This is a genomic window from Geodermatophilus sp. SYSU D00663, assembly GCF_054050655.1.
Genome location: NZ_JBJGZT010000034.1, coordinates 1 through 13255, shown reverse-complemented (window position 1 = coordinate 13255; position 13255 = coordinate 1). Strand labels below are relative to the sequence as shown.

Annotated in this window: 10 protein-coding genes; 9 read left to right on the top strand and 1 reads right to left on the bottom strand. The window is 75.6% G+C overall.

Translation table 11 applies throughout. The features are described 5' to 3' along the window. The first annotated feature begins 19 nt into the window (after positions 1 to 19). The 7 genes from ACI79Z_RS20620 to ACI79Z_RS20590 are packed head-to-tail and all read left to right on the top strand — an operon-like array spanning position 20 to position 9683. The gene (locus ACI79Z_RS20620) at positions 20 to 1165 is read left to right on the top strand and encodes an acyl-CoA dehydrogenase family protein (protein WP_387988996.1); all 1146 of its coding nucleotides are present in this window, start codon (positions 20 to 22) and stop codon (positions 1163 to 1165) included. Next, positions 1162 to 1956 carry a TIGR03084 family metal-binding protein gene (locus ACI79Z_RS20615; RefSeq protein WP_387988994.1) on the top strand — a complete coding sequence of 265 codons (795 nt, stop codon included), beginning with the start codon at positions 1162 to 1164 and terminating at the stop codon, positions 1954 to 1956. Before ACI79Z_RS20620 ends, ACI79Z_RS20615 begins: the two co-directional genes overlap by 4 nt. Further along, a complete protein-coding gene (locus ACI79Z_RS20610; protein ID WP_456903692.1) occupies positions 1953 to 3722 on the top strand; it encodes an acyclic terpene utilization AtuA family protein in 1770 nt (589 codons plus the stop codon). Before ACI79Z_RS20615 ends, ACI79Z_RS20610 begins: the two co-directional genes overlap by 4 nt. Then, positions 3719 to 5299, top strand: a complete 1581-nt coding sequence (locus tag ACI79Z_RS20605; RefSeq protein ID WP_456903690.1) for an acyl-CoA carboxylase subunit beta — start codon at positions 3719 to 3721, stop codon at positions 5297 to 5299. Before ACI79Z_RS20610 ends, ACI79Z_RS20605 begins: the two co-directional genes overlap by 4 nt. Further along, positions 5296 to 7335 carry an ATP-binding protein gene (locus ACI79Z_RS20600; protein ID WP_456903688.1) on the top strand — a complete coding sequence of 680 codons (2040 nt, stop codon included), beginning with the start codon at positions 5296 to 5298 and terminating at the stop codon, positions 7333 to 7335. The genes ACI79Z_RS20605 and ACI79Z_RS20600 overlap by 4 nt, the downstream gene beginning before the upstream one ends. Next, positions 7325 to 8926, top strand: coding sequence for an AMP-binding protein (locus ACI79Z_RS20595; protein WP_456903686.1), 1602 nt, complete (start codon positions 7325 to 7327; stop codon positions 8924 to 8926). The genes ACI79Z_RS20600 and ACI79Z_RS20595 overlap by 11 nt, the downstream gene beginning before the upstream one ends. Next, the gene (locus ACI79Z_RS20590; protein ID WP_456903684.1) at positions 8919 to 9683 is read left to right on the top strand and encodes an enoyl-CoA hydratase-related protein; all 765 of its coding nucleotides are present in this window, start codon (positions 8919 to 8921) and stop codon (positions 9681 to 9683) included. Before ACI79Z_RS20595 ends, ACI79Z_RS20590 begins: the two co-directional genes overlap by 8 nt. Positions 9684 to 9685: 2 nt before the next feature. Here the strand turns inward: ACI79Z_RS20590 and ACI79Z_RS20585 are convergent, their stop codons facing one another. Beyond that, positions 9686 to 10354 carry a TetR/AcrR family transcriptional regulator gene (locus tag ACI79Z_RS20585; RefSeq protein WP_456903682.1) on the bottom strand — a complete coding sequence of 223 codons (669 nt, stop codon included), beginning with the start codon at positions 10352 to 10354 and terminating at the stop codon, positions 9686 to 9688. Positions 10355 to 10475: 121 nt separating this feature from the next. Between ACI79Z_RS20585 and ACI79Z_RS20580 the strand changes: the two genes are divergently transcribed. Both ACI79Z_RS20580 and ACI79Z_RS20575 read left to right on the top strand, forming a co-directional pair. After that, on the top strand, positions 10476 to 12023 hold the full coding sequence (locus ACI79Z_RS20580; protein WP_387988980.1) for an acyl-CoA synthetase: 1548 nt from the start codon (positions 10476 to 10478) through the stop codon (positions 12021 to 12023). Continuing rightward, the gene (locus ACI79Z_RS20575) at positions 12020 to 13177 is read left to right on the top strand and encodes an acyl-CoA dehydrogenase family protein (RefSeq protein ID WP_456903680.1); all 1158 of its coding nucleotides are present in this window, start codon (positions 12020 to 12022) and stop codon (positions 13175 to 13177) included. Before ACI79Z_RS20580 ends, ACI79Z_RS20575 begins: the two co-directional genes overlap by 4 nt. Positions 13178 to 13255: the final 78 nt, after the last annotated feature.

Here is a 13255-nt window from a genome sequence, read left to right as displayed (position 1 = left end):
GCCTCCGCCGGGGGTCCCCATGCGCTTCACCAGCGAGCACGCCGCGTTCCGGAAGACGGTGCGCGACGTCGTCGAGCGGGAGATCGCCCCGCACGTCGACGAGTGGGAGCGGGCCGGCACCTTCCCGGCGCACGAGCTGTTCCCGAAGCTCGGCGAGCTCGGCCTGCTGGGCCTGGAGTACGACCCCGAGTACGGCGGGCAGGGCGCCGACCACCTGTTCAGCGTCATCCTCTGCGAGGAGCTGCACCGGTCCGGCTGCGCCGGCGTCCCGATGGCGATCGGCGTGCAGACGATGATGGCCACGCCGTCGCTGCACGAGTTCGGCAGCGACGAGCTCAAGCGCCGCTACCTGGAACCCGCGATCCGCGGCACCGCGGTCTGCTCGATCGCCGTCACCGAGCCCGGCGCCGGCTCCGACGTCGCCGGGCTGCGCACCCGCGCGGTGCGGGACGGCGACGAGTGGGTGGTCAACGGCAGCAAGCTCTACATCACCAACGGCACCCAGGCCGACTGGCTGTGCCTGCTGGCGCGCACCTCCGACGAGGGCGGCCACCGCGGGATGAGCCAGATCGTCGTCCCCACCGACACCCCCGGGTTCTCCGTCTCCCGGAAGCTGGACAAGCTCGGCAACCGCTCCTCCGACACCGCCGAGCTGTTCTTCGACGACGTGCGGGTGCCGGTGTCGAACACGATCGGCACGGTCGGCCGCGGCTTCCAGCAGCAGATGGCGCAGTTCGTCGTCGAGCGGATGTTCGCCGCCTACGGCGCGGTGGGCAGCTGCCGGCACGCGCTCGAGCGCACCCGCGAGCACCTCCGGCAGCGGCAGGCGTTCGGCCGGCCGCTCGCGGCCAACCAGTACGTCGTCTTCCGGCTGACCGAGCTGTCGGCGCAGGTCGACCTGCTGCAGTCGCACAACTACGCGTGCGCGCAGGCCTACGTGGACGGCGAGGACACCACCCGGGCGGCCACGGTGGCCAAGCTGACGGCCGGCCGGCTGCTGCGCGAGGTGGCCGACGCCTGCCTGCAGTTCCACGGCGGCATGGGCTACATGGAGGAGACCTGGACCTCCCGGTTCTTCCGGGACAGCCGGCTGGCCTCGATCGGCGGCGGCGCCGACGAGGTGATGCTGCAGGTGCTGGCCCGGATGGACGGGTTCGACGCGTGAGCGGCGCCCCGCTGCTGCAGGCGCTGGTCGACGACCTCGACGCCGAGTCCGCCGACCTCGACGCGCGCGTCGCCCCGCTCGACGACGCCGCCTGGCTGACCCCGACCCCCGCGGCCGGCTGGGACGTCCGCGACACCGTCAACCACCTGCGGTTCTTCGACCGGGACGCGCTGCTCGCCGTCACCGACCCCGCCGGGTTCGCCGCGCTGGTGGCCGGCCTCGGGGAGGGCGCCGGCGAGTACGTGGAGCGGCTGACCCGCGAGGGCCGCGCCGATCCCCCGGCCGACGTGCTCGCCGCCTGGCGGTCGGGACGGGCGGCGCTCGCCGCGGCGCTGCGGGCCGCCGACCCCGGCGTCCGGGTGCCGTGGTTCGGGCCGCCGATGAGTCCGGCGTCGTTCGTCACGGCCCGGCTGATGGAGACCTGGGCGCACGGGCAGGACGTCGTGGACGCGCTCGGCCAGACCCGGGAGCCGACCGCGCGGCTGCGGTCGGTCGCCGAGATCGGCGTGCGCGCCCGGCCGTTCGCCTACGCCGTCCGCGGCCTGCCGGTGCCCGACCGCCCGGTGCGGGTGGAGCTGACCGGCCCCGGCGGGGAGTCCTGGACCTGGGGACCGTACGACGCCGCCGACGTCGTCCGCGGGACCGCGCTCGACTTCTGCCTGCTGGTCACCCAGCGCCGGCACCGCGACGACCTGGACCTCGAGGTGACCGGGCCGGCCGCGCGGGAGTGGGCGGGCATCGCGCAGGCCTTCGCCGGCCCGCCCGGCGCCGGGCGGGAGCCGCTGCGGTGACGGCGCCGCTGCGGGTGGCCAACGTGTCCGGGTTCTACGGCGACCGGCACGCGGCCATGCGCGAGATGCTCGACGGCGGTGAGGTCGACGTCCTCACCGGCGACTACCTGGCCGAGCTGACCATGCTCATCCTCGGCCGGCAGAAGGCCGAGGACCCGTCCGCCGGGTGGGCGCGCAGCTTCCTGTCCCAGCTGGAGGAGTGCCTGGGCACCGCGCTGGAGCGCGGCGTCCGGGTCGTGGCCAACGCCGGCGGGCTGAACCCGCGGGGCCTGGCCGCCGCGGTCACCGCGCTCGGGGAGCGGCTCGGGCTCCCGGTGCGGGTCGCCACCGTGAGCGGGGACGACCTGCTCCCCCGCCTCGGCGACCTCCGCGGCCGGCTGCGCGCCGGCGACCGCCCGCCCGGCGACCACGACGTCGACGACGCGCTCACCGCCAACGCCTACCTCGGCTGCCGCGGCATCGTGCGGGCGCTGCAGGCCGGCGCCGACGTCGTCGTCACCGGGCGGGTCACCGACGCGAGCCTCGTCGTCGGGCCCGCGGCCTGGCACCACGGCTGGGGTGCGGACGACTGGGACGCGCTGGCCGGCGCGACCGTGGCCGGGCACGTGCTCGAGTGCGGCGCGCAGGCCACCGGCGGCAACTACAGCTTCTTCGCCGAGCTGCTCGACGCCGACCCCGCGGCACTGGACCACGCCGGCTTCCCGCTGGCCGAGATCGCCGCCGACGGCACGTCGGTGATCACCAAGCACCCCGGCACCGGCGGCGCGGTGACGGTCGGGACGGTCACCGAGCAGCTGCTCTACGAGCTCACCGGCAGCCGCTACGGCGGGCCGGACGTCGTCACCCGCTTCGACACGCTGCGGCTGCGGCAGGCCGGCCCCGACCGGGTGGAGGTCTCCGGCGCGCGCGGACTGCCACCTGCGGGGCTGCTCAAGGTGGCGGTCAACCGGCTCGGCGGCTTCCGCAACGCGATGACGCTGCCGCTGACCGGGCTGGAGGTCGAGCGCAAGGCGGAGCTGCTGCGCCGCCAGCTGGCCCCGGCGCTGGCCGGCGTCGAGGACGTCACCGTCACCCTGGCCCGCACCGACTCCCCCGACGCCGGCGTGCAGGAGGAGGCCGCGGCGCTGCTGCACGTCACGGTCAAGGACCGCGACCGACGCCGGGTGGGCAAGGCGTTCACCGTGCCGGTGATCGAGCTGGGCCTGGCCAGCATCCCCGGCTTCCACGCCACCTCCGCGCCGCCGAGCCCGACCCCGTACGGCGTCTACTCCGCCGCGTGGGTGCCGGCCGGTGAGGTGCCGCAGGTGGTCGGGCTGCCCGACGGGACCACCGAGACCCTGCCGTCGGCCGTCCCCGCCGCAGGGGCCGCCGACGTCCCGGAGCCGCCCGGGCCGCCCGCCTGGGCCGACGACGGCCCGACCCGCCGCGTGCCGCTGGGCCGGGTCGCCGGCGCCCGCAGCGGCGACAAGGGCGGCGCGGCCACCCTCGGGGTCTGGGCCCGCGACGACGACGGCTACGTCTGGCTGGCCGCCTTCCTGACCCCCGACCGGCTGCGCGCGCTGCTCCCCGAGGCCGCCGCGCTGCCGGTCACCCGCGAGCTGCTGCCCGGGTTGCGGGCGCTGCTGTTCCAGCTGCCGGAGCTGCTCGGCGACGGCGTCGCCGCCGGGACCCGGTTCGACCCGCAGGCCAAGGCCGTGGGCGAGTGGCTGCGCTCCCGCGTGGTCGACGTCCCCGAGCGCCTGCTGCCCCCGGAGGGAGACGGATGACGGTCCTGGACGACCGCGCCGCGGGCAACCGCGCCGCGATGCTCGAGCGGCTGGCCGAGCTGGAGGAGCAGCTCCGGCTGGCCACCGCCGGCGGCGGCGAGAAGGCGCTGGCCCGGCACCGGCAGCGCGGCAAGCTCACCGCGCGCGAGCGGATCGAGCTGCTGCTGGACCGCGACAGCCCGTTCCTGGAGCTGTCCCCCTACGCCGCGTGGGGCACCGACTTCCCGGTCGGGGCGAGCACGGTCACGGGCATCGGCGTCGTCGAGGGCGTCGAGGTGGTGGTGTCGGCCAACGACCCGACCGTGCGCGGCGGCACGTCCAACCCGTACACGCTGCGCAAGTCCGCCCGGGCGCACGACATCGCGCGGGTCAACCGGCTGCCGTTCGTCAGCCTCGTGGAGTCCGGCGGCGCCGACCTGCCCACCCAGTCGGAGATCTTCATCCCCGGCGGCCGCGGCTTCCGCGACCTCACCCGGCTCTCGGCCGCGGGCATCCCGACCGTCGCGCTGGTCTTCGGCAACAGCACCGCCGGCGGCGCCTACGTGCCCGGGATGAGCGACCACGTCGTGATGATCGAGGACCGCAGCAAGGTGTTCCTCGCCGGGCCGCCGCTGGTGAAGATGGCCACCGGCGAGGACGCCGACGAGGAGTCCCTCGGCGGCGCGGCGATGCACGCGCGGGTCTCCGGCAGCGCCGACCACCTCGCCGTCGACGAGGTCGACGCCATCCGGATCGGCCGGCGGATCGTGCGGAACCTCAACTGGCGCAAGCAGGGCCCCGGCCCCTCCCGGCCGGCCGACCCGCCGCTGCACGACCCCGAGGAGCTGCTCGACCTCGCCCCGGCCGACCTGCGGCAGCCGCTGGACCCGCGCGACGTCCTCGCCCGGGTCGTCGACGGCAGCCGGTTCGACGAGCACAAGCCGCTCTACGGCACCTCGCTGGTCACCGGGTGGGCGAGCATCCACGGCTACCCGGTCGGCGTGCTGGCCAACGCCCGCGGCGTGCTGTTCCGGCAGGACGCGGAGAAGGCCGCGCAGTTCATCCAGCTGGCCAACCAGACCGACACCCCGCTGCTGTTCCTGCAGAACACCACCGGCTACATGGTCGGCACCGAGTACGAGCAGGACGGGATCATCAAGGCCGGCTCGCAGATGATCAACGCCGTCTCCAACAGCACCGTCCCGCACCTCACCGTCAACATCGGCGCCTCCTACGGCGCCGGCAACTACGGCATGTGCGGCCGCGCCTACGAGCCCCGCTTCCTGTTCACCTGGCCCAACGCCAGGAGCGCGGTCATGGGCCCGGCACAGCTGGCCGGCGTGCTCGACATCGTCGGCCGGGCCAGCGCCCGGGCCCGCGGCCGCGACTACGACGAGGAGGCCGCGGCCGCGATGCGCGCGGCGGTGGAGCAGCAGATCGAGGCCGAGTCGCTGGCGCTGTTCCTCTCCGGCCGGCTCTACGACGACGGGATCATCGACCCCCGCGACACCCGCACCGTCCTCGGGCTCGCCCTGTCGGCGGTCCACAACGCGCCGGTGAGAGGACTGCACGACGGATGGGGGGTGTTCCGGCTGTGAGCCGCGCCCTCACGTGCGTGCTGGTCGCCAACCGCGGCGAGATCGCCCGGCGCGTGTTCGCCACCGCCCGCGCGATGGGCCTGCGCACGGTCGCCGTGCACTCCGACGCCGACGCCGGGGCGCCGTTCGTGGCCGAGGCCGACGTCGCGGTCCGGCTGCCCGGGAACACGCCCGCCGAGACCTACCTGCGCGCCGACCTCGTGGTGGCCGCCGCCCTGCGCGCCGGCGCCGACTGCGTGCACCCCGGCTACGGCTTCCTCTCCGAGAACGCGGACTTCGCCCGCGCCGTGCAGGGCGCCGGGCTGGTGTTCGTCGGGCCGGACCCCGACGCCGTGGAGGCGATGGGCAGCAAGCTCGCCGCCAAGGAGCTCATGGCCCGGGCCGGGGTGCCGGTGCTGCCGAGCGTGGACGCCACCGGCCTGTCCGGGGACACGCTGGAGAAGGCCGCCGGGGAGGTGGGCTGGCCGCTGCTGGTCAAGGCCTCCTTCGGCGGCGGCGGGCGCGGCATGCGCACCGTCCGCGGGCCGGAGGAGCTCGCCGAGGCCGTCGAGGGCGCCGGCCGCGAGGCGGCGTCGGCGTTCGGCGACGGCACGGTGTTCCTCGAGCGGCTGGTCGAGCGCCCGCGGCACGTCGAGGTGCAGGTGTTCGGCGACCGGCACGGGCACACCGTGGCGCTGTTCGAGCGGGAGTGCTCCATCCAGCGCCGGCACCAGAAGGTGGTCGAGGAGGCGCCCTCCCCCGCCGTCGGGCCGGAGCTGCGGCAGCGGCTGCAGGACGCCGCCGTGGCCGCCGCGCGGGCGATCGGCTACGTCGGTGCGGGCACCGTGGAGTTCCTGCTCGACGAGGGCGGCGAGTTCTGGTTCCTCGAGATGAACACCCGGCTGCAGGTCGAGCACCCGGTCACCGAGGCGGTCACCGGCCTGGACCTGGTCCGGCTGCAGTTCGACGTCGCCGCCGGGCGCCCGCTGCCCCCGGGGGCGGTCTCGCCGACGCTGTCCGGCGCCGCGATCGAGGTGCGCCTGTACGCCGAGGACCCGGCGCGCGACTGGCTGCCGCAGTCGGGCCGGCTGGCCGGGTTCGCGCTCGCCGCCGACGCCGAGTTCCGCACGCCGCCCGGGCCGGGGATCCGGCTGGACAGCGGCTTCCGCGCGGGCGACGACGTCGGCGTGCACTACGACCCGATGCTGGCCAAGGTCGTCGCCTGGGCGCCGGACCGCACGTCGGCGGCGCTCGCGCTGGCCGGCGCGCTCGCCCGGGCCCGGCTGCACGGCGTCACCACCAACCGCGACCTGCTCGTGCGGGTGCTGCGGTCCGAGGCGTTCCTTGCCGGGGAGACCGACACCGGCTTCCTGGACCGGCACGGCCTCGACGTCCTCGCCGCGCCGCTGGTCGACGACGCCGGGCGCCGCGTGCACGCCGTCGTCGCCGCGCTCGCGGGAGCGGCGCTGCGGCGGGCGGCCGCGCCGGTGCTGGCCGGCCTGCCCTCGGGCTGGCGCAACAACCCGACGGTGCCGCAGACCACCGCCTTCGACGCCGGCACCGTGCGCTACCGGCTGCACCGCGGCGGCGTCACCGCCGACGTGGACGGCGAGCCGGTGGACCTCGTCGTCCTCGGCACGGCGGTGACCGGCCCCGGCCGGGTCCGGCTCGTCGTCGAGGCCGGCGGGCTGCGCGGCACCCACGAGGTGCACGTGGACGGCGACCGCAGCTGGGTCGACGGCCCCGACGGCGCGACGGCGTTCACCGAGCTGCCGCGGTTCCCCGAGCCGTCCGCCGCGGTCGCGCCCGGCTCGCTGACCGCCGGCATGCCCGGCGCCGTCACGCGGGTGGCCGTGGCCGAGGGCGACGAGGTCCGTGCCGGGCAGCTGGTGCTGGTCCTCGAGGCCATGAAGATGGAGCACCCCGTGGTCGCACCGGCCGACGGGGTGGTCACCTCCCTGCACGCCGACGTGGGCGCGCAGGTGGAGACGGGCGCGGTCCTCGCGGTCGTCACCCCCACAGCCCCCGAGAGCGGAGGAGACCGCGGTGCGTCCTGACCTGTCCGGGATCGACCCCCTGGAGCTCAACCTCGCCACCCGGTTCTCGGTGGGCGACATGCTCACCCGTTCCGCGCAGCTGTTCGCCGGCCGCACCGCCATCGTCGACGGCGAGGAGGAGGTCACCTACGCCCGCCTCGACGCCGCCGCCGAGGCCTTCGGCCGCGGCCTGCTCGACGCCGGCGTGGGCCACCAGGAGCCGGTCGCCTTCCTGCTCGGCAACTCGTGGCGGTTCGCCGCGAGCTTCTTCGGCTGCGCGAAGGCCGGGCTGGTCGCGCTGCCGGTCAACCTGATGCTGGCGCCGGAGGACGTCGGGTGGATCCTCGCCGACTCCGGCACCGCGACCGTCGTCGCCGACCCGGTGTTCCTGCCGCTGCTGGAGGCCGTGCTGCCCGGGCTGCCCGCGGTCACCCGGGTGGTCGTCACCGGCGACACGCCGCCCGCGCAGGTCGCCGGGCGGGACGTGCTGCGCTGGGACGACGTCGCCGCCGACCCGACGCCGGTGCGGGTGCTCGTCGACGACCGCGACACCGTGCACTGCCTGTACACCTCGGGCACCACCGCGCGGCCCAAGGGCGTGCTGACCAGCCACCTGGCGGTGCACGTCGGCGTGCTGAGCAACGCGCTGCAGGTCGGCCACCGGCGCGGCGACGAGTTCTCCGTGCTGCCGATCGTGCTGCCGCTGTTCCACACCACCGCGCTGGACACCCTGCTGCTGCCGGTCCTGCTCACCGGCGGCACCGCGGTGCTGCCCGGCGGCTTCGACCCCGAGGCCTTCCTCGAGCTGGTCGAGCGCCGCCGGGCCACCCACCTGATGCTGCTGCCGATGATGTACGCCGCGCTGCTGGCGTCGCCGGGCATCCGGACGCGGGACCTGTCCTCGGTGCAGCTGTGCATCTACGCGATGGCCCCCATGCCGCAGGAGCGGATCACCGCGATCGCCGCCGCGTTCCCCAACGCGAGGGTGCTGCTGGGCTCCGGGCAGACCGAGTGCGTGCCGGCCACGGTGTTCCAGTGGCCGTCGCACCAGGAGACCAAGGCGGCGTCGTGGGGGCCGTCCACGGTCACCGTGGACACCCGGGTCATGGACCCGGCGGGCCGGCTGCTGCCGCCCGGGGAGACCGGCGAGATCGTCTACCGCGGCCCGCACGTGATGAGCGGCTACTGGAACAACCCGGCGGCCAACACCGCCGCGTTCGCGCACGGCTGGTTCCACAGCGGCGACGTCGGCCACCTCGACGACGAGGGCGTCGTGTGGTTCACCGACCGGGTCAAGGACATGGTCAAGACCGGCGGCGAGAACGTCTCCTCCGTCGAGGTGGAGCGGGTGCTGCTCGCGTCCCCGGAGATCGTCGAGGCCGCGGTGATCGGCGTCCCCGACGACCGCTGGGGCGAGGCGGTCACCGGCGTCGTCGTCCCGGCCGACCCGGACGCCGACCCCGCCGCGCTGGCCGAACGACTGCTCGCCCACTGCCGGGCGCACCTGGCCGGCTTCCAGGTGCCCAAGCGGATCGAGGTCCGCACCGGGCTGCCGAAGACCGCCACCGGCAAGATCCAGAAGCACGAGCTGCGCGACGAGTTCCGTGGCTGACGCGCCCCTGGTCACCACCGCCCGCCGCGGACCGGCGGCGGTGGTGACCCTGGACTCCCCGCGCAACCGCAACGCGCTGTCCCGGACACTGCTCGAGCAGCTGCACGCCGCCCTGCAGGACGCGCTCGCCGACGACGCGGTGCGGGTGCTGGTGCTCACCGGCGCCGGGCCGGTGTTCTGCTCCGGCGCCGACCTCAAGGAGCAGCGGGCCGGCGGCGGTCCCGGGCCGGTCGGCCTGCCGGAGGTCCTCACCCTGCTCATGGAGGGGCCGAAGCCCGTGGTGGCGCGGGTCAACGGCGCCGCCCGCGCCGGGGGGCTCGGGCTGATCGCGGCCTGCGACCTCGCCGTCGGCCCGGCCGGGGCGACGTTCGGCTTCAGCGAGGTCCGCATCGGGGTCGCGCCGGCGGTCATCGCCGTCCCCTGCCTGCGGCGGATGGACCCGCGGGCGGCGCGCGAGCTGTTCCTCACCGGCGAGCCCTTCGACGGCGCCCGGGCGCGGGAGGCCGGCCTGCTCGACCGCGCGGTGGCCGACGGCGAGCTCGACGCCACGGTCGACGGGTTCGTCGCGCAGCTGGCGCTCGGCGCGCCGGAGGCGCTCGCCGTCACCAAGCGGCTGCTGCGCGAGCTTCCCGGCGCCGACCTGCGGGAGGACCTCGCCCGGACGGCGGCGCTGTCGGCGGAGCGGTTCGGCTCGGCCGAGGCGCGGGAGGGCATCGCCGCGCTGCTGGAGAAGCGCCGCCCGTCCTGGGTGTCCTGAGCTCAGCCCGGTCGGCCGGTGCCGCGGTCGGGCCAGGCCGAGCGGGGCAGGCCGATGGCGCCGGCCCACAGCCGGGTGAGCACCTCGACGGCAGCGTCCTCGTCGAGGTCCTCCACCGGGTCCTGCCACAGGTGCGCGAACGACTCGACCATCGCGCCGAGCGCGCTGGCCGTGGCCCGCGGCGGCAGGGAGGCGTCGGCCAGCCCCAGCTCCTGCAGCCGCTCCAGGCCCTCCATGCCGCGCCGCACGAAGGCCTCCCGGACGTCGACCCGCAGCCGCCGGAACTCCTCCCGGGTGTCGGCCAGCGAGTCCAGGACGCGCAGGATCCGGGCGTGCCGGGTGACGGCGGTCAGGTACAGCCGGTTGGCCGCCTCGATCCGCTCGTAGGGGGCGTCGGCCGGCAGCCGCGGGCCCACCGCGGTGGCGGTGAACAGGTCCTCCACCACGACCGCGACGATCGCGCGCAGCAGCGACTCCTTGGAGTCGAACCAGGTGTAGAAGGTCCCGTGCGAGACGCCGGCCCGCTCGGACACCGCGTCGATCCGGACGTCGGCGAACCCGCGCTCCTCGAACAGCTCCCGGCCGGCCTGCAGCAGCGCGGCCCGGGTGCGCCGTCCCCGGTCGGTCACGGGGAGCTGGTCCTGCTGCGGACTGGCCTGCGTGCCGGTCATCGCCCCACCTCCGCGTCCTCGGGCCCGGGCAGCCTGACACACGCCACGGGCAGTTGACGACCGCGTCAGGTCCTCGACAGACTCCGTGACCCAGGCCACAGCAGCGCGGGAGAGGACGGACATGGACAGGGGCATCGGCAGCTGGCCGACGCGGCGGGCGTTCCTCTCCGGGGACCGCACCGCCCTGGTGTTCGGGGAGCGGCGGCTCACCTACACGGACTTCGACCGGCGCACCGACTCCCTCGCCCGCGCGCTGCGCGACCTCGGCGTCCGGCAGGGCGACCGGGTGGCCGGGCTGCTGCTCAACAGCCCCGCCTTCCTCGAGACGATGTTCGCCACCGCCAAGCTCGGCGCGGTCTTCGTGCCGATGAACCTGCGCCTGGCGCCGCCGGAGGTCAGCTACCTGCTCGCCGACTCCGGCGCCGACGTCTTCGTGTGGTCCGGGCCCCTGGCGCCGGTCGCCCGCGCCGCGCTGGGCGCCGAGGGGATCCGCGTGCGCCACCGGGTGGTGGCCGACGGCGAGGCCGGCGACGGCGAGCTCGCCTTCGAGCCGCTGCTGGCCTCCGGCGAGCCCCGGGCGCTGGGCACCGACGTCTCCGGCGGCGACCTGTCCTGCCTGATGTACACCTCCGGCACGACCGGCCGCCCCAAGGGGGCGATGCTCACCCACGACAACCACTTCTGGAACGTCGTCAACGTCCTGTCGTTCGGCCGCGGGCTCAGGGAGAGCGACGTGACCGTGACGGTCGCGCCGATGTTCCACATCGGCGGGCTGGGCGTGCACACGCTGCCGCTGCTCTACCTGGGCGGCACCAACGTCGTCCTGCCGTCGTTCGACCCGTCGCAGACCCTCGAGGCGATGGCGCGGTCGCGGGCGACCGTGCAGTTCCTCGTCCCGGCCATGTGGGCCGCGCTGACCGCGGTCCCCGACTTCGACCGGCACGACCTGTCGGCGCTGGAGCTGGCCGTCACCGGCGGCGCGCCGTGCCCGCTGCCGGTCATCGAGTTCTTCCAGGGCAAGGGCCTGCCCTTCCAGGAGGGCTTCGGCATGACCGAGACCGCGCCGGCGGTGTCGATCCTCGACGCCGACCACGTCAAGGAGAAGGCCGGCTCGATCGGCCGGGCGCTCATGCACGTCGAGGCGCGGATCGTCGACGAGGACGACCGGGACGTCGCCACCGACGTCGTCGGCGAGCTGGTGGTGCGCGGACCCAACGTGTTCGCCGGCTACTGGGGGCTGCCCGAGGCGACGGCGGAGGCGTTCCGCAACGGCTGGTTCCACACCGGCGACCTGGGCCGGATGGACGCCGAGGGCTTCGTCACCCTGGTCGACCGCAAGAAGGACATGATCATCTCGGGCGGCGAGAACGTGTACCCGATCGAGGTCGAGCAGGTGCTCTACCGGCACCCGGCGGTGCGCGAGGTCGCCGTCGTCGGGGTGCCCGACCCGCGCTGGGGCGAGACACCGGTCGCCGTCGTCGCCCTCGCCGACGGCGCCGAGGCCGACGCGGAGGGGCTGCTGGGCTACGCCCGGGAGCGGCTGGCCCACTTCAAGTGCCCGACCCGGGTGGAGTTCGTGCCCGAGCTGCCGCGCAACGCCACCGGCAAGGTGCTCAAGACGACGCTGCGCAAGGAGTACGGCGGCGCCGAGGAGGCCGTGCAGCGGTGACGACGGCCGCGCTCGCCGACCCCTGGACCACCCCCGAGCGGGTCGCGCTGCGGCGGCTGGCCCGCGACTTCGTCGCCCGCGAGGTGGCGCCGCACGTCGAGGAGTGGGAGACCGCCGGCGAGCTGCCGCGGGAGCTGCACCGCCGGGCGGCCGCCGCCGGGCTGCTCGGCGTCGCCTTCCCGGAGGAGGTCGGCGGCGGGGGCGGGGACGCGATCGACTCGGCGATCGTCACCGAGGAGCTGCTGCTCGGCGGCGGGTCGACCGGGGTCGCGGCGAGCCTGTTCACCCACGGCATCGCGCTGCCGCACGTCGTCGCGGACGGCTCCCCCGCCCTGGTCGACCGCTACGTCCGCCCGACGCTCGCCGGGGAGCTCATCGGGTCACTCGGCGTCACCGAGCCCGACGCCGGCTCCGACGTCGCGTCGCTGCGGACGCGGGCGGTGCGCGACGGCGACGCGTACGTCGTCGACGGCGCGAAGACCTACATCACCAGCGGCGTGCGGGCGGACTTCGTCACCACCGCCGTCCGCACCGGCGGTCCGGGCCACGCCGGCATCTCGCTGCTGGTCGTCGACAAGGGCACGCCGGGGTTCACCGTCGGCCGGCGGCTGGACAAGATGGGCTGGCGCTGCTCGGACACCGCGGAGCTGTCCTTCACCGGCGTCCGGGTGCCGGCGGCGAACCTGGTCGGACCGGAGGGCAGCGGGTTCGTCCAGATCATGCGGCAGTTCCAGTCCGAGCGGCTGAGCCTGGCGGTGCAGGCCTACGCCACCGCGGCGCGCTGCCTGGACCTGGCGCTGGACTGGGTGCGGCAGCGGTCGACGTTCGGCCGGCCGCTGTCCTCCCGCCAGGTCATCCGGCACAAGCTCGCCGAGATGGCCCGGGAGGTCGACGTCGCCCGCACCTACACCCGCGCGGTGATGCAGCGCTGGCTGGCCGGCGAGGACGTCGTGACCGAGGTGTCGATGGCCAAGAACACCGCCGTGGCCGCCTGCGACTCCGTCGTCGACCAGGCGGTGCAGGTCTTCGGCGGGCTGGGCTGCATGCGGGAGTCCGAGGTGGAGCGCCACTACCGCGACGCGCGCATCCTCGGCATCGGCGGCGGGACGACCGAGATCATGAACGAGGTCATCGCCAAACGGCTGGGCCTGTAGGCCGGGAGGGCCCCCCGCCCCCGCCGGGGCGGCGGGGCCCGCCCCACAGCCCCGCCGCAGGGCGGCCCCCCCCCCCGC